17 protein-coding genes are annotated in these 19711 nt (G+C 73.4%); 6 read left to right on the top strand and 11 right to left on the bottom strand.

Features of this window, described 5'->3' with window-relative positions:
* Window positions 1-16 precede the first annotated feature (16 nt).
* A complete protein-coding gene (gene narJ / locus UW392_RS15980) occupies window positions 17-730 on the top strand; it encodes a nitrate reductase molybdenum cofactor assembly chaperone (protein ID WP_320775664.1) in 714 nt (237 codons plus the stop codon).
* A 146-nt stretch (window positions 731-876) separates the two neighbouring features.
* Entirely contained in the window at window positions 877-1548 is a 672-nt protein-coding gene (locus UW392_RS15975) for a helix-turn-helix transcriptional regulator (RefSeq protein WP_320775663.1), read from the top strand.
* An 83-nt stretch (window positions 1549-1631) separates the two neighbouring features.
* Here the strand turns inward: UW392_RS15975 and UW392_RS15970 are convergent, their stop codons facing one another.
* The 5 genes from UW392_RS15970 to UW392_RS15950 all read right to left on the bottom strand — a co-directional run bounded on the left by UW392_RS15970 (window position 1632) and on the right by UW392_RS15950 (window position 10131).
* Entirely contained in the window at window positions 1632-3407 is a 1776-nt protein-coding gene (locus UW392_RS15970) for an OmpA family protein (RefSeq protein WP_320775662.1), read from the bottom strand.
* A gap of 71 nt (window positions 3408-3478) precedes the next feature.
* Window positions 3479-5083 (bottom strand): peptidoglycan-binding protein, encoded by a 1605-nt coding sequence (locus UW392_RS15965; protein WP_320775661.1) that lies wholly within the window; start codon window positions 5081-5083, stop codon window positions 3479-3481.
* A 101-nt stretch (window positions 5084-5184) separates the two neighbouring features.
* Entirely contained in the window at window positions 5185-7233 is a 2049-nt protein-coding gene (locus UW392_RS15960) for an ATP-binding protein (RefSeq protein WP_320775660.1), read from the bottom strand.
* A gap of 35 nt (window positions 7234-7268) precedes the next feature.
* Window positions 7269-8699, bottom strand: coding sequence for a sugar porter family MFS transporter (locus tag UW392_RS15955; RefSeq protein WP_320775659.1), 1431 nt, complete (start codon window positions 8697-8699; stop codon window positions 7269-7271).
* Window positions 8700-8898: 199 nt separating this feature from the next.
* Window positions 8899-10131, bottom strand: a complete 1233-nt coding sequence (locus tag UW392_RS15950) for an MFS transporter (RefSeq protein ID WP_320775658.1) — start codon at window positions 10129-10131, stop codon at window positions 8899-8901.
* Window positions 10132-10274: 143 nt separating this feature from the next.
* Between UW392_RS15950 and UW392_RS15945 the strand changes: the two genes are divergently transcribed.
* Together UW392_RS15945 and UW392_RS15940 are read left to right on the top strand one after the other, a co-directional pair.
* Window positions 10275-10865 (top strand): TetR-like C-terminal domain-containing protein, encoded by a 591-nt coding sequence (locus UW392_RS15945; protein ID WP_320775657.1) that lies wholly within the window; start codon window positions 10275-10277, stop codon window positions 10863-10865.
* A 59-nt stretch (window positions 10866-10924) separates the two neighbouring features.
* Window positions 10925-11893 carry a threo-3-hydroxy-L-aspartate ammonia-lyase gene (locus UW392_RS15940; RefSeq protein WP_320775656.1) on the top strand — a complete coding sequence of 323 codons (969 nt, stop codon included), beginning with the start codon at window positions 10925-10927 and terminating at the stop codon, window positions 11891-11893.
* Here UW392_RS15940 and UW392_RS15935 read toward each other — a convergent pair.
* The 5 genes from UW392_RS15935 to UW392_RS15915 form a co-directional block, all read right to left on the bottom strand.
* Window positions 11883-13046, bottom strand: a complete 1164-nt coding sequence (locus UW392_RS15935; protein WP_320775676.1) for an oxygenase MpaB family protein — start codon at window positions 13044-13046, stop codon at window positions 11883-11885. The two genes, UW392_RS15940 and UW392_RS15935, sit on opposite strands and share 11 nt — an antisense overlap.
* A gap of 45 nt (window positions 13047-13091) precedes the next feature.
* Entirely contained in the window at window positions 13092-14144 is a 1053-nt protein-coding gene (locus tag UW392_RS15930) for a polyprenyl synthetase family protein (protein WP_320775655.1), read from the bottom strand.
* Window positions 14137-14421: a polyprenyl synthetase gene (locus UW392_RS15925; protein WP_320775654.1), complete on the bottom strand. Its 285-nt coding sequence runs from the start codon at window positions 14419-14421 to the stop codon at window positions 14137-14139. The genes UW392_RS15930 and UW392_RS15925 overlap by 8 nt, the downstream gene beginning before the upstream one ends.
* Window positions 14422-14628: 207 nt before the next feature.
* The gene (locus tag UW392_RS15920) at window positions 14629-15270 is read right to left on the bottom strand and encodes an ALF repeat-containing protein (protein ID WP_320775653.1); all 642 of its coding nucleotides are present in this window, start codon (window positions 15268-15270) and stop codon (window positions 14629-14631) included.
* A gap of 150 nt (window positions 15271-15420) precedes the next feature.
* Entirely contained in the window at window positions 15421-16047 is a 627-nt protein-coding gene (locus UW392_RS15915) for a TetR/AcrR family transcriptional regulator (RefSeq protein WP_320775652.1), read from the bottom strand.
* A gap of 162 nt (window positions 16048-16209) precedes the next feature.
* Between UW392_RS15915 and UW392_RS15910 the strand changes: the two genes are divergently transcribed.
* On the top strand, window positions 16210-16965 hold the full coding sequence (locus UW392_RS15910) for an SDR family oxidoreductase (protein WP_320775675.1): 756 nt from the start codon (window positions 16210-16212) through the stop codon (window positions 16963-16965).
* Window positions 16966-17163: 198 nt separating this feature from the next.
* Entirely contained in the window at window positions 17164-18372 is a 1209-nt protein-coding gene (locus tag UW392_RS15905) for an oxygenase MpaB family protein (RefSeq protein ID WP_320775651.1), read from the top strand.
* Window positions 18373-18492: 120 nt separating this feature from the next.
* Here the strand turns inward: UW392_RS15905 and UW392_RS15900 are convergent, their stop codons facing one another.
* Window positions 18493-19656 carry a TetR/AcrR family transcriptional regulator gene (locus UW392_RS15900; protein ID WP_320775650.1) on the bottom strand — a complete coding sequence of 388 codons (1164 nt, stop codon included), beginning with the start codon at window positions 19654-19656 and terminating at the stop codon, window positions 18493-18495.
* Between the last annotated feature and the right edge of the window lie 55 nt (window positions 19657-19711).

The raw sequence follows: 19711 nt of genomic DNA, 5'->3' as shown, positions 1-19711 counted from the left end.
GACGTGACGGTGTCCGATGCTCGAAGACGAGCGGAAGACGGCACGAGGAGCGAGCACGGTGGTACGGGACACGGCGCGGGCGGAAGCGGAACGAGCGACGGGACCGGCCGCCGACCCGGCGGCGTGGGTGCACCGGACCGCCGCCCTCCTCCTGCGCCGCCCCGACCACACCTGGCCCGACCGGCACGCCCGGGTCACCTACGCGCTCGGCCGGCGCCGCGGCCCGGAGGCGGACCGCCTGCTCCGCTTCTGCCGCGCGACCACCGGCGTGCCGCTGCGCGACCTCGCGGCGCGGTACGTCACCACCTTCGACCGCGCCCGCCGGCGCACCCTGCACCTGGCCGACTACACCGCCGGCGGCACCCGCCACCGGTACGCCGCCCTGGCCGCGCTGGAGGCCCGCTACCGGCGGCACGGCTTCACGCCCGCCGCCGGCGAACCCCCCGACCACCTCCCCGCCGTACTGGACTTCGCCGCCCGCCGCCCCGACGAGGGGCGGGCCGTGCTCGCCGGCCACCGCGACGCCCTGGACCTGCTGGCCCGCTCGCTCACCGCCCACCGCAGCCCCTACGCCGATGTGGTCGAGGCGGTACGGGAGACCCTCAGCGAGGCCGGACACGGACCGACGCAGGGACCGACGCAGGGACCGACGCTGGGGCCGACGCAGGGACCGCGACCTCGGGGGAGGGCAGCCATGGACGCCGCGGCCACCGGCGGACCGCGGCGGTGAGCACCGATGGGCAGTCCCGTGAGCTCCCGGGTGAGCAGTGCCCGGCGACACTCTGGGCGCCGCGGCGGCCCGTCCGGGCGGGCACCACGGTGCTCACGTACCGCCCGCACGGGCCGCGCGCGTCGATACGGAACCAAGGAGTGCACGTGTACCTCTCCCACGCCCCCGAGACCGACCGGACGGGGCAGTCCGACCTTCCGCGCATCCCGGTGACGATCCACGCCCAGGACCCCGTCTCCCGGGCCGGTGTGCGCAGCCAGTTGCGCGAGCATCCGGCGCTCGACGTCACCGAGGCCGCCGTGCCGGGGGCCGGCGCGGTGGCGGTGCTGGTCGTGGAGTCGCTGGACGAGGTGGCGTACGCGCGGCTGCGCAAGGTCGTGCGCGGGGACGGCTCCCGGTCCGTCCTGGTCGTGAGCAGTCTGCGCGGCCAGGAACTGCTCGACGTCGTGGAGTGCGGTGTCGGCGCGGTGGTGTGGCGCCACGAGGCGACCCCGAGCCGTCTGCTGCAAGCCGTCCTGGCGGCCTCGCGCGGGGACGGCCACCTCCCCGGCGACCTGCTGAGCCGGCTCATGAGCCAGGCCGGCACCCTGCACCGCGGCGCCACGGGCCGGCCCGACGTCGCGCCGGCCGGCCTCACCGCCCGCGAGACGGACGTACTGCGGCTGATCGCCGACGGGATGGAGACCCGGGAGGTCGCGGCGGAACTGGCGTACTCGGAACGCACCGTCAAGACCGTCCTGCAAGGCGTCACCATGCGGCTGCACCTGCGCAACCGCACCCACGCGGTGGCCTACGCCCTGCGCGAGGGCCTCATCTGAGACCGCGGCGCCCGCCCCACGACCCGCCCGCGCCCCACGACCCGCCCGCGCCCCGCGGCCCAACCGCCTCCCGCGGCCCCGCCTCACGGTTTCGGCCTCGCCCGCTGCTCCGGGACGCCGTCCTCCGTGTACGACGCGGGCGGTTCGTACACCGTGGGGCGGTCTGACGGGGAGACCGTCGCGTGGCGGGCGTTGCTCCGCGCGTGCGTGTTCAGGGTGACCGTCTTCGGATCGACGCCTTCCCGGACGAGTACGTCCATGACGGTCCGGGCCCGCTTCTCCGCCAGCCGCGCCACGGGCACCGTGCCGCCCTTGGCGTAGGCGTCCACCGTCAGCGGTGTGCCGTGCTCCTTCGCCGTGGCGGCGATCTTCTTGAGGCGGTCCTCGGAGAACGGCACCAGCTCCGCGGTGGGCCCGTCGAAGAACAGCTCGGGGACGTGGGTGACTGCCAGGGTCATCGGGTTGAGCGCGGTCCCCTTGTTCCGGTCGTGGAACGTCTCACCGGGACCGGGACCGTACAGCTTGAAGTACCACATCCCGCCCATGGCCTTCTTCGCCTCGTTCTTGAACTCCCGGAACTGCTGCTTCGCGGCGTCGACCACCTCGTCGCGCAACTGCCGGGCCCGCAGCCGCAGCGTGGACAGGACCGTGACCACGGCGGCCTCCGCGACGAGACCCTGGATGCCGGCGAGCTCGTCGAAGAGGGAGTTCAGGCGCTCACCGAACTCCTCGTGCAACGCCCCCAGCAGCTCCCACTCCACGAACTCCTTCGCCCACAGGTTGCGGTTGAAGTTCTCCAGCGTGATGTGGTGCGTTCCGTCGAGGCTCTCCGCCACGACCGCGGCGAAGTGGTAGTCCCAGACGCGGCCGCCGCGCGCCTTCCCGTCGCTGCGCGAATAGTCCGTCCGGTCGCCCCGTCCGCCGGGGAAGTCGGGGTTGGGCACGGTCTGGGTGGTGAGTCCCTCACCGACCCGGGGCCGGACGTGCTCGTTGACCCCGATCGCCTCCCCGCTCTCCCGGACGGGGGCCAGCTCCCGGTGCGTGGCGAGGCCGTACTCCAGGCCCGGAGGCGCGACGACGTCACCCTGTGCGGCTTCGGCCGCCTCCCTCGGGGTGCGCGGCCCGTCCTCCCGGGTCATCGCCTGCGCCAGGCGCGGCGTCCCCACCTTGCCGCGCGGTCCCATGTACGCGGCGACCGAGCCCCCGGCGGCGTCGCGGAACACCGCGTGGTTCAGCGCACCGCCGAGGAGCCGCTCCGCCACCTCGACACACTGGTGCTCGGTGAGCTTCATGTACGAGGAGAGCGGGTCGGCCCCCTTCTGTCCGCCGAGCAGCGGCCGTACGACGACGAGCATGTCACCCTGGGCGTTGGTCACCGTGTGGTCGCCGAGGAGCAGTTGGAGTTTGCTGCCGCTCTCCGACAGCCGCCGGTTCGCCCGGTGCACCACGTCCATGCGGGCGTAGAACTCCTTGGCGTGGCGCTGCTGGTTCACCGCGAGGGACCCGTCGGCGGACCAGTGCAGATACGCCTCGGACTGCTCGGGGTTCGTCTCCAGCCGCATCTGCGGCAGCCCGGTGGCGGGGTGCAGGCCGACCACGATCTCGGGGTCGGCGGAGGCGAGGGCGGGGAGGTTGTCGGGCAGCATTCCGAGCCGTTCGGGGACGGTGGGGTGGTCGTCCTCCACGATCCGCTGGACGGCGGGGCCGCGCCGCCGCTCCCCGATGGCACGGGTGACCGCGGCGTTCCCGGCCAGGCGCTGAAGCGCCGGCAGCCCGGTGACCGGGCGGGGCCGGGGCGCCTGCCCCGCGGGGGTCCGGCCGTCCTCGGCCGTGCCGGCCCGCTGCGCCCGCGTAAGCACGGTGTGTCCTCTCGTCGGGTGGTGAAGAAAAGTCGGGTGGTGAAGAAAACAGGGAAGGCCGGAGCGCGGGCTCAGGCCGTCGGCGCGGGCGGGAAGTTCTCGGCGGTCACCTGGCCGGGCTGGTCCTGGTCCTTGACCCGGCCCGCGTGCAGCGCCGCGAACAGCGCGGCGTCGACCTCACCGGTCGCCTCAAGACCCAGCGCCCGCTGACAGGAGGCGACGCGCTGCGCGAAGCCGTCGTCGGCGGTGGCGCTCGCCCGGCCGTCCGCGCTGCGGAGGTAGTGGATGTCGGCCGTCACCCAGGACTCCAGCGCGTCGATGTCGGCGCCGTCGTACTGCACGTTGTCCGCCCACAGCAGGACGCTGTTCATCCAGACGACGTCGGGGTTGTCGGCTCCCGGCCCGACCGAGGAGGTACTGGTGCCGAAGTGCGCCATCAGCAGCGCCGTCATCGTGGACCGGCCCAGGTTGCCCGCGCCGTCCGACGCGACCGTGACCCCGTCGTACCGGGCGTCACTGGCCTTCTGGAAACACGCGACCGCCGCGACCGTCGCCGCGTCCATCACGCCGCTGCGCACCGGAGCGGTCAGCCGGCACGGGTCCGAGGCGTTCGCACCGGCCATCCTGACCTGCGCGAACTGGACGAAGAGGTTGGGGCCGTCACCCGCGCGGAACGGCAGCGGCCCCGCCGCGGCCCCCTGCTCGCCGGTGTCCTGACCGCCGTCCGCCTTCGATGTCCCGGAGCCGCCGGACGAGCCGGAGCCCTCGCCGCCGGCCGCCCCCGGGCCGCCGTCCCCGTCCTGCTCCCCGGCCGCGCCCGGCAGCGCGTCCGGGCTCACCAGCGGTGCCTTCGTACCGGCCGGGTCCGAAGGCGACGGGACGGCACCGGGCAGGAGGTCCGCGGCGACCTCCTCGGTCCGCTCGGTCGCCAGACTGCGCACCTGCGGCTGGTAGCCGAACCACAGGGCGACGAAGGCGACGCCGAGCGCCACCGACATCCCCAGACACGTGGCCAGCCAGCGGGGCAGAACACCGCGCTGCACGAACGACCCGTCCACGGTGTGCGGTTCGGCACCCGAGCGGTGCACGTGGAGGGAGTAGAGCCGCTCCTCCTTCGCCCCGAACCAGATGACGCCGCGCGGCTTCAGCGCCACCCGGACGAAGGCCGCGCGGCCCGGTTCGATCCGCACGTTGCCGGGCGTCAGCTCGTAGCCCAGCTCGGCACCGCGGTCGGAGCCGGTGAGCGACGCGGTCAGCGGGGTGTTGCCGAGGTTGTCGACGGCCAGCCGCGGCCGGCCCCGGAACCAGCCCTTGACGGTGGGCGGCACGAGTTCGGCCCGCACCTCGACGAAGGAGGTGACGGTCATGACCCCCTCGACGACGGTCGTCGCCCCGGGCTGGGCGGTGGGGACGACCCGCAGCGCGTACGGGTGCGGCCCCGCGGCGGCCTCCGGACCGCGGGGCGGGGCGAAGGTCAGCAGCGCGGTCCCGGTCGTCCCGGGGTAGAGCCGCAGCGTGGGCGGCTCCACGGTCGTCCACGGCGCGAGGTCGCCGACCGGTTCGAGACGGTACTCGTCGACGATGTCGCCGGTGTTGCGCAGCCGCAGCCGTACCGTCGCGTCGGCACCGGGGTCGACGGTCGCGGCAGCGGGTTCGAAGGAGGTCCAAAGGCTCACCCGGCCGACAGTAGGAAGGGAGCCGGTGAGCTGTCAGCGTCCATGAGGGCGGGCCCGCCGCCCTTCCGCGCGGTGTCGCGCCCACAGGGCGAAACGCTCAGTCAGTCCAGCGCGCCCAGCGCCCGCTCCCGTTCCCACAGCGCGTCGCAGACCAGGGCGGTGCCCTGCGCCAGATGACGGCGGTAGGTGCTGAACGGCAGCCCGAGGCGCTGCGCGGCACCCTGCTGGGTCCGCACCCGCTGGAAGTACGTGGTGTAGAGCGCCTGCCGTGCCTTGCGGTGCTCCGGCTCGTCCTTCAGCCGCTCCACGGCCTCCGCCAGCAGGGACCGCAGCACGTCGGTCGGCTCGGTCTCGCTCAGCGCCGCGCGCTCGGCGAGCAGCCGGGTGCGCAGCAGCGGACTGCCCTCCAGCGCGGTCGGTCTCAGCACGGAGCGCAGCGCGTCGCGGACCGCCGCCCGGAACTCCTCGCCGTCCAGCGCGACGACGGGGACCTCCGGCGCCCCGCCCGGCGGACCGGAGTGCAGCGCGCCCGGCTGGGTGCGGTCGAACCAGATCTCCAGCGGAGTCACCCGCCAGTCGCAGCCGTACGTGGTGAACACCCGGCCGTTGTCCCAGCCGGTCTCGGCCACCTGCCGGTGCCCCAGGTGGTGCATCAGACCGTCCCACAGGGCGGCGTCCGGGGACACGATGAACGACCACGCCAGGCCCCGGGAACGTATCCAGTCCCGGCAGATCCGCAGCTGCATCAGGTGTCCCACCGTGGAGATGCCGCCGTAGTCGGCCGGATACACCATGAACCGGGACATCAGCAGGTGCTGGCCGGGACGGAGCGGGGCGACCGCGGCCACGTGCCGCCAGGCCGCCGCCGCGACCGGGTCCTCCTCGGCGCCCTCGCCGGGGACGGTCAGCCGCAGCCAGGTCATGAAGGCGACGAGTTCCCCGGTACGCGCCGAACGGTAGCCCCAGAACCCCTCGGGGTGCCGCTCCAGCCAGTGGGCGACGATACGCGCGGAGCGCGCGCCCTCGGTCTCCTCGGTCATCGCCACGACGGTGTCGTGGTCGCCGGGGAGCAACGGCGCCTCGTACACGTCACCCTCGCGGGTGATGCCGGTGAAGTACGGCCCCATCGGACCGTACCGCTTGAGGTGGGTCAGCGCCCGGATGGCCGCCATGGCCTCCTCCTCGGGCGCTGTCTGCGCCCGCTGGAGCAGGTGGTGGCCCACCTCGCGGTGCATCCGCTCGTACCCCTGGGCGTCGCGCCAGCGCAGGTCGCGGTCGATGACCTCGGCGGCGGTCTCGTGCAGGAACAGCCCGTGGCGGCCGAGTTCGGCGTACGGCAGGCCGCGCAGCCAGGAGAACATCCGGGCGGCGTGCTCCTCGCCCACCACGGAGCGCAGCAGACCCTCGGTGGTGACGAGGGTGTGCGCCGCCGTCTCCAGGGCCAGCCGCTCGTGACCGGCGGGCAGCTCACCGACGAGCGACGTGAGCAGCGCGGTGATCACGTCCGGGGTGGGCGCCCAGTCGTCGGCGGTCGAGGACTCGGTGAGCGCGACACTCGCGGCGAGACTCAGCGCCAAGGGGTGCCCGCCGGCGAAGGCGGACACGGCGTCCCGCAGGTTCTCCGGCACACCGCGCCGCGCCAGCAGCGTCCTCGCGTCGTCCCGGTCGAGCGCGGCGAGGGGCAGCACCTCCAGGATTCCCTGCCAGGCCGCGTCGTGCACCCAGTGCGGGGTGGGCGCGAGCCGGCTGGCCACCACGACCGCCGATCCCACGGGGAGTTCGGGCAGGAACGTCTCCCGCAGCCAGTCCTCCAGGCCCTGGCAGTGCTCGAAGGCGTCGACCAGCAGCACGGCCGGTACGTCCGTCCCGGCCGCGCCGGCCTCCAGCGCGAACCCGGTGGGGGAGGGGTCGGTCCGCCGGCCGTCGACCCGTACCACCGGGCGCCCCGCGGCCAGCGCCTCGTCGGCACAGCGCCTCAGCAGAGCGGACTTGCCGACCCCGCCGGGGCCGTGTACGTACAGCACGGACGGCGCGGTGGGGTCCGCCGCCAGCACGGCGCGGAAACGGGACAGTTCGTGCGAGCGACCGATGAAAGCCTGCTCACGGGCGGCGGTCAGACGAGAGGAGAGCCGCGGACTTCCGGGACGCATGACCGGGAATCTAACACCCGGCCCGACCGGCGGGTTCAGGAGTACCGCGCCTTGAGCCGCCGCTCCAGGTCCTCCAGGGACTCCCCGCGGGTCTCCGGCAGCAGCCACCGGGTGAAGGTGAAGCCGAGGAGGCTGAGCACCACGAAACTCCCGAAGGCCGCCTGCGGCCCGAAGGCGTCGATGACGTTCGGGAACGCCAGCGACACGATCAGGTTGGCCGTCCACTGGAAGAACACCGAGATGCCCATCGCGAACCCGCGCACGCGCATGGGGAACAGCTCCGACAGCACCAGCCAGGTGACGGTCGAGATGAAGCACTGCTGGAAGAAGACGAAGACGACCATCGCGACCAGCACGGAGACGCTCATCACGGTGCCGCTGACCACCGTGAACAGCACCACGACGAGAAGGTGCGACGCCGCGACGCCGAGCTGCCCCGTCATCAGCATCGGCCGCCGGTCCACCCGGCCCACCAGGTACATGCCGATCAGCGTCGCCGCGACGCCCATGCCGCCGATCGCGATGTCGCTGGTGATCGAGGCGTCGGTGCCGAGCCCCGAGTCGGCCAGCACCGTCGGGGCGTAGTAGACGACGGCGTTGACCCCGGCCAGCTGCTGGCACAGGCTGACGCCCACGCCCAGCAGCACCAGCACGCGTACCCAGCGGACGGTGAGGTACCGGCGCGGCTCCACCCTGGTGTCGTGCCGGTGGGCGTCGAAGATGTCCTTGATGTGCCCGTACTCCTCGTCGGCCGTACGCGGATCGCGCAGCTCGCGCAGTACACGGGACGCCTCCTCGGCGCGGTCGTGCCCGATCAGCCAGCGCGGCGAGTCCGGCAGGAAGCGGCAGCCGACGAACAGCCCCACGGCCGGTACGAGGGCCACGGCCAGCATCCAGCGCCACACCTCGTCGCTGTCGGTCACGGCGGCGATCACGGCGTTGACGACCGCCGCCGCGAGCTGACCGGTCACGATCATGACCTCGTTCTGGTTGACCAGGCGTCCGCGCCGCTCCGAGGGGGCGATCTCACCGATGTACAGGGGCACCACCGCCGACACGGCGCCCACGCCCAGTCCGAGCACCACGCGGGCGGCGACCATCATCGCCATGTCGACCGCCAGCACGCTGCCCACCGTGCCGAGGAGGAACAGCACGGAGGCCCAGTGGATGACGGCCCTGCGGCCGAGGGTGTCGGAGACGCGCCCGCCGAACGTGCCGCCGACCGCCGCTCCGGCGAGCAGACAGCTCACCACCACCGACTGCTCGGTGGAGCTGAGGTTCAGGTCGGAGGAGATGTAGATCAGCGCGCCGGAGATGACGCCGGTGTCGTAGCCGAACAGGAACCCGCCGAGGGTGGCGATGCCCGCCACCCGGTTCTGTCTGCGGCGGATGCTCCGGTCGTCCGTCTTCTTCTCGGTCCCTCCGTCCGCGCGGGACGGTGCGGGGCCGGTCGGCTCGCTGCTCACGGGCTCCTCCTTCGGCCGCCGGGCGGGCCGGCGCCCACCTCGATCGGCCGTCGCCCGACGCCGGCGGGGCCGCCTCCTCCCACGACGTTTCCGCCCGGCCGGAGACCGGACACCTCCCCGGCGGCTGTTCACGCGATCGGTGCAACGGCGCGGTGGGCGCCTGTCACCGGCACGCCCCGCCGCTCAGCCGCCCCGCCGCTCAGCCGCACGGAACCGCCACGGCGCGGCGTTCGGCGAGGCGCTCGGCGCGCAGCCGAGCCAGCCGCAGGACCAGCGCGCCCGCGACGACCACCACGATCGCCGAGGCGTAGACCTCGGTGGCGGTCCGCAGCCCCCACGCGGTGACGGCGACGCCCCCGAGGACGGCGGGCACGCTGTTGCCCAGGTAGTTGATGACGTTGGCGGAGGCGAAGACGGAGCTGCGCTCGTGGGGCCGGGCGACCCGCGCGAAGGTGCCCATCGTCGCCAGCGCCGAGCCGCCGACGCCGACGCCCGCGACGACGGTACCGACGGCGGCGACCCAGACCAGCCCGGCCATGATGCCGACGAGCGAGGCCAGGACGCCGGTCCCGAGGAGCGCGGTGGAGGGAACGAGCAGCGAGGCGGCGGGCCGCGACCGCAGCGCGGCGACCGCCAGCGCGCCGGTGCCGGTCAGCAGCGTCACCAGGGCACCGCCGGCGAGGTGGCTCTCCAGGCCCAGCAGACCGGAGGCGACGGACGGGCCGAGGGAGAGGTACAGCCCGGCCAGCGCCCACCCGGCGACCATGACCGGTATCACCGGGACGACGTCCGCGCGCAGGTGGGAGGGGAGTGCGGCGCGCGGCCGCAGGGAGGCGAGCGCTCCCGGGCGGCGCGGTGAGGTCTCCGGCATCAGCAGGGCGACGACGGCGGCCGACGCGAAGACGACGAGCAGCAGCGCGTAGACGAGCCGGGTCGGGGCGGGCCCGTACTCCACCAGCAGACCGGAGCCGAGCGCGCCGAGGGCGAGGCCGCTCAGCGGTGCCACCGAGGTGAGGACGCCCGCCAGACCGCGGGCGCGCGGAGGTTCGAGATCGACCAGGGCGGCGCTCAGGGTGGTGGTGGCCGCGCCGGTGGCGACGCCTTGCAACACGCGGGCGAGGGCCAGGACGTACACGTTCCCGGCGGTGACGAAGAGGACGAGCGCGATCATCTCCAGCGCGATGGCCGCGCCCAGCACCGGCCGCCTGCCGAGGTGGTCGGAGAGCGCGCCGGCGCTGAGCAGCGAGCCCAGCAGACCGACCACGTACAGGGCGAAGACGACGGTCAGCACCCACGCGGAGAAGTGCCATCGCTGCTGGTAGACCGGGTAGAGCGGGGACGGCACGCCGGACGCGGCCAGGAAGACGACGAAGACGGCCGCCACGGCGGGGAAGGTGCCCCGCCGCGGGACGTCCAGCGGTGTCTTGGACATACAAGCCTCGCAGTGATCGTTGCTTTAAGGGCTCGAACGTACCACAAACGCAGCGATCGCTGATTTAATGTCGCAGCGATCACTGCTTTAGCGAGGGGGTGGTTGCCACCCGGTAACGCAGTGATCAGTGCGACAATCGCTGTATGGCGACTCCGACCTCTGCGACATCACCCCCGCCCGCGACCGGAAGCCGGCCCGGCGGACGCTCCGCCCGGGTCCGCGCGGCCGTGCACCGGGCCGTCGAGGCACTGGTGGCCGACGAGGCGGCCGAGCCGCTGACCATCCCGGCCGTGGCCACCCGCGCCGGTGTGCACGCCACCACCGTCTACCGCCGCTGGGGCTCCGTCGGCGAACTCCTCGCGGACGTCACGACCAGCCGCTTCGCCGGCGACTTCGTGGTCCCGGACACCGGCGGTCTCCGCGGCGACCTGGAGCGGTTCGCGGCCGCCCTGGCCAAGGACCTGGCCGACCCGGACACCCTCGCCCTGATCCGCGTCACCCTCGGCACGGGCGGGGAGCAGGGCGCCGCCGCGTGCAGCGCCGACCGGCAGCAGCAACTCGCGGCCATCCTGGAACGCGACCGGGCCCGCGGCGGACGGCCGCCCGGCGTGGAACACACCTCGGACGCGGTGATCGCCCCGCTCTACTACCGCGCCCTCTTCACCGGCCTGCCCCTCACCGAGGAGTGGGCCCACGGCCTGGTGGCCCGCCTGCTGGCAGACGTGACGGACTGACCGGTCGGCGGTCCGCCGCGACGCCCCGCCGAGAGCACCCACACCGCAAGGGATACGCCATGCCCACCGCACCCACGGTCACACCGCACGACGTCCGCGAAGCCGCCGCCCGCCTCGCGGGAGTCGCCCACCGCACCCCCGTCCTCACCTCCCGCACCCTCGACGCCCTGGCCGGCGCGGAGGTGTTCGTCAAGTGCGAGAACTTCCAGCGGGTCGGGGCCTTCAAGTTCCGCGGCGCCTACAACGCCGTCGCCCGGCTGTCCGCCGCGCGGCTCGCCAGGGGTGTCGCCGCCTACTCCTCCGGCAACCACGCCCAGGCCACCGCGCTGGCCGCCCGCGAACTGGGCACCACCGCCGTCGTCCTCATGCCCGAGGACGCCCCCCGCTCCAAGCGGGAGGCCACCGCCGGGTACGGCGCCGAGATCGTCACCTACGACCGTTACACCCAGGACCGCGTCGCGCTCGGCGAAGCCCTCGCCGCCGACCGCGGACTGACCCTCGTTCCGCCCTACGACCACCCCGACGTCATCGCCGGGCAGGGCACGGCGGCTCTCGAACTGCTGGAGGAGACGGGGGAGCTGGACGCCCTGGTCGTGCCCGTCGGAGGCGGCGGACTCATCGCCGGCAGCGCCACCGCGGCCAAGGCAGCGCACCCCTCCCTCCGGGTCGTCGGCGTCGAACCCGAGGCGGGCGACGACACCAAGCGCTCCCTGGAGAGCGGCGAGCGCGTCACCGTTCCCGTGCCCCGCACCATCGCCGACGGCCAGGCCCTGCCCACCCCCGGCGCGGTCACCTTCCCCATCAACCGGCGCCTGGTCGACGCCATCGCCCTGGTCACCGACGACGACATCGTCGGGGCCATGCGGTTCGCCTTCGAACGTCTCAAGATCGTCCTGGAGCCCAGCGGCGCCACCGCCCTGGCCGCCGTCCTCCGCGGACACCTGGGCGGACAGCCGCGCAGGATCGGCGTCATCGCCTCCGGCGGCAACATCGACACCCGGCGCTTCACCGACCTGATCACCCGCTGACGGTCGCCCCGGGCGGGGTCCAGCGACGGGTGCGCGGCACGGTGCCCGCGACGCCGTACTCCTTCTTCAGCTGTTCCGGGATCGCGTAGTGCATGACGCGGCCCCGGGTGAGGGAGGACAGTTCGAAGACCGTGGTGAGGTGGCCCAGGCGGTCCAGGGCCCAGGCGCCGAGGGGAGAGCGGTCCTCGATCGTCTCCAGAACCCCCAGGAGGTGGGGGACCGCCTTGACGACCGTGTCCCACGGGGTGTGCGGCACCTCGAGCCAGTCGGCGCACGTGTCACCGACGAGATGGCGGACGAGAGCGGAGACGATCGGGTCGAAGAAGGTGCCGGGCACGACCTCCTCGTACAGGTCGATCAACTGCCGGGTGAGCTGCGCGCCCTCCTGGCTCGGACCCATGTGGCGCACCATGTACAGGTCGAGGAAGCGCCGCGCTCCCTCCAGCGTCCTCGGCGCGGCGTCCTGGTCGACACCGAGGATCGCGCCGACCACCCGCCAGGCGTAGAAGTACGCCTCGGCGCCCTCGGTGCTCATGTGGATGCCGAGCCGGTGCAGACTGTCCAGGACGAGCAGCGAGAAGAACATCTGCCCGCCGATCATGTCCTCCTGGCAGATCGGCACGCCCAGGGCACCGACGTCCCAGCGGTCCTCGCGGACCAGGTGGTGGCGGATCGACGCGTGCAGCAGCCGTACCTTCTGCGCCGCCGGGACGAACCGGCCGCCCGCCTCGAACGCGTCCGGCCGCATCAGGTGGACGGTGAACTGCCCCGTCTCCGCCATCCGCTTCGAGGGATAGTCCAGACCGTGGGTGGCCGACAGCAGCTTCGCCACGTGCGGGACGACGTAGCACGCGGGCATGGACGCGAACGACAGCGCGGTGGAGATGTGCACGTTGTTGTCGATGAAGAACAGCCGGGCCCGTTCCATCTCGGCCCAGTCGACCCAGTCCGGCGGCGCGGCGGTCGTCTCCAGATACTCGCGGGCGACCTCCGGCAGGCCGTCGGGCAACTCCTGCCCGCTGGTGGAGACGTAGCGCATCAGCGAGTTGAACTTCCCCACCTCCCCCCGTTCGAAGAGCGTGGCGACGACCGCGTCGGCGAGCTCGTCACCACCTTGGCGCAGCGCGTCCATCGAGGCGTCGGTGTACGTCAGGTCGTGCGTCAGGTCGTGCGTCATGGGGCATGTCCTCCGTTGTTCTCAGTGCGGGCGGTCCGTGGCCGCCGACGCCAGAGCGGTCAGCGCCCGGTGCGCGTGCGCCGGCAGGTCCAGCCCGTCCAGGCTCCGCGTGGCGTCCTCCACCCGGGCCCGGATCATCCGCTCGATCCGCTCCGGCGCCCGCACCTCACGCATCAGGGCGCGTACGCGGGTCAGGTCGTCGGCGTCGAGGCCGCGCCGTCCCAGCACCCCGCGCAGCTCCTCGCGCTGGGCAGCATCGGCGGCCTGCCAGGTCTCGGCCAGCAGGGCGGTGGGCCGGTGCGCGCGGATGTCGTCCAGCCCCGCCTTGCCGGTGCGGCCCGGGTCGCCGAAGAGCCCGAGCAGATCGTCGCGGAGCTGGAACGCCTCGCCCAGCGGCAGCCCGTAGGCGGAGAACCCCTCCCGCAGCCGGGTCTCCGCACCGGCCAGCAGCCCGCCGATCAACAGGGGGTGCTCCACGGTGTACTTGGCGGTCTTGTACCGGATCACCCGCAGGGACACGGCCGTGTCCGGACGGCCCCCGGTGTGCAGGATCTCCAGGCACTCGCCCGCGATCAGCTCCCGCGCCAGCGCCGCCCACAGCGGACGGGCGCGCGCCAGGTACGCGGCGGGCAGACCGCTCGTGGCGAAGAGCTGGCCGGCCAGCGCCATCAGCAGGTCACCGACGAGCAGCGCCAGCGAACGGGCGGCGCGTCGCGCGCGGGGCCGGCCCCGCAGCGGTTCCCGCAGGGCGCGGTGCGCGGTGGGCAGACCGTGGCGCAGCGGACTGTCGTCGATGAGGTCGTCGTGGACGACGGCCGCCGCGTGCACCAGCTCCATCGACGCGGCGGCCCGCAGCAGGGCGTCGTTGTCGGGCTGGCCGGCCGCGCGCCAGCCCCAGTAGCAGAACGCGGCCCGCAGGCGTTTACCGTGTCCGGCTGCCCGTTCGAGCTGCTCGGCGACCGGCGCGAGCTCCTCGTCGACGTCGAGCAGCCGATCGGCCTCCTCGGCCAGGAAGGCGCTGAGGACCGCGTCGATCCGCTCCTTGAAGGCCGCCGGTTCCCAGCGGTCAGACATCGTCGCCCGCAGGGGGCCGCCGGGTGAGGGTGTGCCGGGCGAGGAGTTCCAGGTGGGCGGGTGGTGCGGACGCGTACCGGTCGAGCACCAGCCGCCCGCGCGCCGCCAGTTCGCACTCGGCGTCGCGGGCGAGGTCGGCGGCGTCGGACCGGCGCAGCAGTCCCCGTACGGCGCCCAACGCCGACCCCGCCGTACTCACGGCGAGATCGGCCAGACCGGCCAGGAGGAGGACGGCCCGGCCGTCCGGGCCCGGTCCACGGTGAGGTGCGTGCGTCATTGACCACCCACAGGTCGAGTACCAGCAGCGGAAGAGAACACCGGCGCGCGGCGCGGCGTCTCCAGCATGGCGGCACGGACCTGTGGAACGATCACGGATTCCCGGATCGGGGGACGGTGCTGTACGCCTGTCGGATTATCGGCGGCACGGGGCACCCGCCGACCCGTCTCCCTCCGTCCCCCTCCCTTCCGTCCCCCTCCCTCAGCCTCAGTCGACCTCGTACTGTCCGTACAGCCGGAAGTACCGCAGTGCCTCCGGCGTTCCGTCCTCCAGCGCCTGCTCCGCCGCCTCGCGCAGCGCGCTGCTGATGGCCGGGTCGGCGAGGATGCGGAAGACGGCGACACGGTCGTCCTCGAACTGGGCCGCCGGGTACCCGGTCACCCGGAAGGCGCGCAGCGCCTCGGGCGAGCCGTCCTCCAGGGCGGCGACGACCGCGGCCTTGACCGCCACGTCGTCGTTCCGCTCGGCGACGGCGAGGATGCGGAAGGCGGCGAAGCGGTCGTCCTCGAACTGGGCCGCTGGGTAGCCCGTCTCCAGGAAGGCGCGCAGTGCCTCGGGCGAGCCGTCCTCCAGGGCCGCGGTCGCCGCCGCGGCGACGGCCTCGTCGTCGTTCTCCCGGGCGACGGCGAGGATGCGGAAGGTGGCGACGCGGTCCTCCTCGACCTGGTCGTCCGCGCCGTCCGCGGCCGAGTCCCCCTGGGCCGCGGCCGTCGCCGCGGCACCGGTGGCGGACGCGGTGCCGGTCGGCTGCGCGGCGAAGGCCGGAGCGGCGGTGGCCGGAGCGGCCAGGAGAAGCGCCGACGAGAGACCGGCGGCCGCGACGGTCAGGGCGGTACGGGTGGATCTCATGGGTGAGCCTTCCTCGCGGTGCGGATGTCCGGTGCGGACGTCCGGTGCGGGCACCCCCGAGGAGCCCGCGCACACATGCTCGCCCCGCTCCCGTCATGGATCACTGCCCGGACCGGGCAGTCTTGACGGGGCGTCGACTGCCGTAGCCGCTCAGCCCGCGCCGTCCGCCGGGTCCGGGGCGATCCCCAGGAACAGATGGGCGATCAGCCGGTCCGCGAACTCCGTCGTGAGGGGCTGCGCGGGCATCAGCAGCCGGTGGTACGCGGCTCCCCAGAGCTGGTCGACGAGGGTCTCCAGATCGACGCCCTCGCGGATCTGACCGGCCCGCCGCGCCACGGCGAGGCGTTCGACGGCGAGGCGGCGGCGCTGGGTGACGTAGTGCGTGGAGAGCGCCTCGGCCAGGTCGGGGTCGCCCTGGGCGGCGCCAACGATCCCGGAGATGACGGGGCCGTTGCGGTTCAGCAGGTCGATGAAGGCGTGCAGTTGTGTCGTCAGGTCGGCCCTGACGTCCCCCGTGTCGGGGAAGGCGAGGGTCTCCTCGAAGGCGTCGAAGTAGGCGTCGAAGGCGAGGGCCCCGGGGGAGGGCCACCACTTGTAGAGCGTCATCTTGCTGACGCCGGCGCGGGCCGCGACCTTGGAGAAGGTCAGGGCGTGGACCCCCTCGGTGAGCAGCAGTTCCGCCGCCGCGGCCAGCGTCGCGCGGCGGACGTCCTGCGCACGGCGGCGGCCGCGGCCCGGCTTGAGCGCGCCGGGATCCCCGGGGTCCGTCGGCTCCATGTACTCCTCCTCGTCCGGTGCGTCGTTGGGTCGGCACGTCGGCACGTCGATGCGACCCGCGACCCGCGACCGATTATATGGACCGGCAGCACACATACATATGGACCGCCGGTCTGCATCCTGTTAGTGTACTAGTAGTCCACAAAATCTGAGGAGACCATGATGACCAGCACCGACCAGTCCGCCGCCCGTACCCGCGTGGCGATCGTGACCGGCGGCTCGGGCGGGATCGGCGGCGCCGTCGCGCGGGCCCTCGCCGAGCGCGGCACGGCGGTCGTCGTGCACTACTCCGGCGGCGCGGAGCGCGCGGAAGAGGTCGTGGCGTCGATCCGCGAGGCCGGCGGCGAGGCCGTCGCCGCCGGGGGCGACGTCGCGGACGAGGTGGCGATGGCGGCCCTGTTCGACACGGCCGAGGAGCACTTCGGCGGGGTGGACGTGGTGGTCAACACCGCCGGGATCATGCTGCTCGCGCCGGTGGCCGAGATGTCCCTGGACGCGTTCGACCGGATGCACCGGGTCAACGTGCGCGGCGCCTTCGTCGTCTCGCAGCTCGCCGCCCGCCGGCTGCGCCGCGGCGGCGCCCTCATCAACTTCTCCACCTCGGTCACCCGGCTCCAGCAGCCGGCCTACGCCGCCTACGCGGCGACCAAGGGCGCGGTCGAGGCGATGACCCTGATCCTCGCCCGCGAGCTGCGCGGCCGGGACATCACGGTCAACGCCGTGGCCCCCGGCCCGACCGCCACCCCGCTCTTCCTGGACGGCAAGAGCCCGGAGCTGGTCGACCGCATCGCCGCCGCCTCCCCTCTGGAGCGGCTCGGCACCCCCGAGGACATCGCACGGGCGACGGCCTTCCTGGCCGGTCCCGAGGGCCGCTGGATCAACGGCCAGGTCCTGTTCTCCAACGGCGGCGCGGCCTGACCGTCCAGCGGACCGCGCCTGCTTCCCACAGGCCCGTGGTATCGACATCGGTCCCGACCGTTGCCGCCGGTAACGCTCCTCGCTATGTTAATGAGGAATCACATCCCTTAACAAGATCGTAGCCACGGGGAACGCGCAACTCGCACGTCGGATACGGCGCTCCGCGTCGTCTGGTCTATCAGGGAAGCGGGTAAGTCAATGCAGAATCTTGACAGGCGGAGAGTCCTGTCCCTCGGCGCCGCGCTCGGCCTCGTCGGTGTGACGGGCACCGCCAAGGCATGGGCGTGGCCGGCGGCGGACTCGGTGGCCGGTGCCGGTGCGGGAGCCGACCCCGAGTACGTCTGGGACGACGCGACGGATCCGCTGATGGCCGCCCTGCTCGACAAGGGCCTCGTCCCGTCGGTCAACACCGCCATGGCGAAGTGGGTGAACAACGGCGACGCGCTGCCCGGCGCCTTCCCCGCCGAACTCACCGCCCACCTGCGGCAGTACAACAAGCTGCCGTCCTGGGCCGACACCGCCAAGCTGACCCGCGCCGCCGACTTCAACCGCCGCCGCGACACCTACCTGTTCATGCTGTACGGCCTCGGCAGCGGCATCATGAGCACCGTCATCCCGCGTGAGGCCCGGAGCGTCTACTGGTCCGCGGGCGGCGCCGACATGAAGGACCGCGCGGCCAAGACGTTCACCTTCGGCTACGACCTGTCGCAGCTGAAGGCGTTCGAGCCGACGGGCCAGTTCGTCGTCACCGCCAACAAGACACGGCTGGTGCACGCCGCGGTGCGCCACCTGCTGCCGCAGTCACCGCACTGGACCCAGGGCGCCGACCAGCAGATCCCGATCAGCGCCGCCGACATCCTGGTCACCTTCCACAGCCTCGGCACCTACGTGCACAGCAAACTGCTGGAGTGGAAGATCCCGTACCCGGCCGCGGACCAGGAGGCGTTCCTGCACTCCTGGCAGGTCGCCATCCACCTGCTCGGCGTGCCGGACGAGTACATCCCGCAGACCTGGGCCGCCGCGAAGGCCCAGTCAGCCCAGGTCCTCACCCCGATCCTCGCCCCGACCACCGAGGGCGTCGACCTCGCCGAGTACTTGCTCGGTCTGGTGTCGGAGGTAGACCTCGGCGTCACCCGCGGCTTCCTCAACGAGTTCGCCCGCTACGTCCTCAGCGACGAGGTCGGCGACTGGCTGGGGCTCAAGCGCGACTACGCGGCGGCCGCCCTCGTACGCACCGCCTGGCCGGCGTACATCCTCTTCCGCGAGGGACTGTCGCCGATCATGCCCGGCACCTTCTACATGGTGGACCAGTTCATCCGCGCGCTGGCCATGCTGTTCCTCAACAAGGGAACCTCCACGACCACCACCCCCATCACGATCCCCACGGGCAACCGGGCCGCCGGCTGAGCGGCCTCCCGCTCGCACCGTTGCCGCCGCGGCTCCTGCCCCGGCGGCAGCGGCGCGGTACACCCGGCCGCGACCGTCCCGGCGCGGTACGCCCGGCCGCCGCCGTCTTCGAAGCCTGTGTCATATCCCCAGCGCCGCCACGAGCAGCGCCGTCACGGCGTCCCGGTGCCCGGGACCGTCCCGCCACCGCAGCCGCCGCCCGGCCTCGACCGCCACGCCGAACCCCGCGTGCACCAGCACCCGGGCCTGACGCGGATCCAGCTCCGGCCGCACCGAGCGGAGTTGCTGCTCCCACACGGCGATGTGCTCGCGCTGCGCGAGGACAAGGGACCGCCGCAGCTCGGCCGGCAGCCCGGCCACCTCCGCCTCCGCCACACTGTTGAGGGCGGTGTACTCGAAGCAGTAGGCCACGTACGTCGCCGCCAGCGCGACGATCGCGTCCCGCGGGCCGGACACCGCACGCAGGCTCTGCTCCACCCCTTGCGCGAGCAGTCCCGCCGCCTGGGCGCACGCCGCCGCGAGGATGTCGACCTTGCCGGAGTAGTGGCGGTAGAGCGCGGACGGGGCCAGGCCCACGGCCTCCGCGATCTGGCCGTTGGTGACACTGGCGAACCCGTCCCGCGCGAACAGCGGGATGGCCGCCGCGAGGATCTCGGCCCGCCGGGTGCGCGCCACCGGCCGGGCGGGCAGGTCGACGGGGCGCGCGCCCGCGAGCGGCACCGCGGGATCGGTCACGGCCACCCGCGACGCGGACGCCGACAGGAGCCCCTCCGCCCGGCGTTGGGCGATCGACGTGTGGTGCATCGTGATCGACCCGACCGCGCCGAGGACTGCCACGGCCCGCAGCCGCTCGTCGGGCAGGGCGCACTCCCGCTGCACCGCCTCGTCGACCCGCTCGACGACGCGCCCGAACTTCGCCTTGAGCCGCAGCCGGTCCTCGCGTTCGAGGTACCGGGCCTCCCACCGGTACACGCCGCCCGACGCGCGGTGCGCGACGGTGACCCGGATGACGGCGGTGAGCACGTCCGTCAGGTCCGCGCCGGGCGGCACCTCGTCGAGCGCGGCCACGAGCCCGTCCGCCATGACGTGGGCGCACTCCGCGAACAGCGCGTACTTGTTGGGGAAGTGCCGGTACAGGGCCGCCGCGGTGATGCCCACACCGGCGGCGATCTCCTCCATGGACGCCGCGTGGTAACCGCGCTCGCTGAAGACCCGGCCGGCCGCCTCGACGATGAGCTGCTTGCGATTGCGGGGCCGGGTGGCGGTGACCGGATCGGCGGTCACGGCCGGACGGGCGGGTGCGGGGACGGAGCCATGCGGATCAGTCAATCACAGCCGT

It is taken from the genome of Streptomyces sp. CRN 30, from assembly GCF_034105845.1.
Note: the sequence above shows the minus strand (reverse complement) of the source record. Positions and strands in the feature narration are given on the sequence as shown.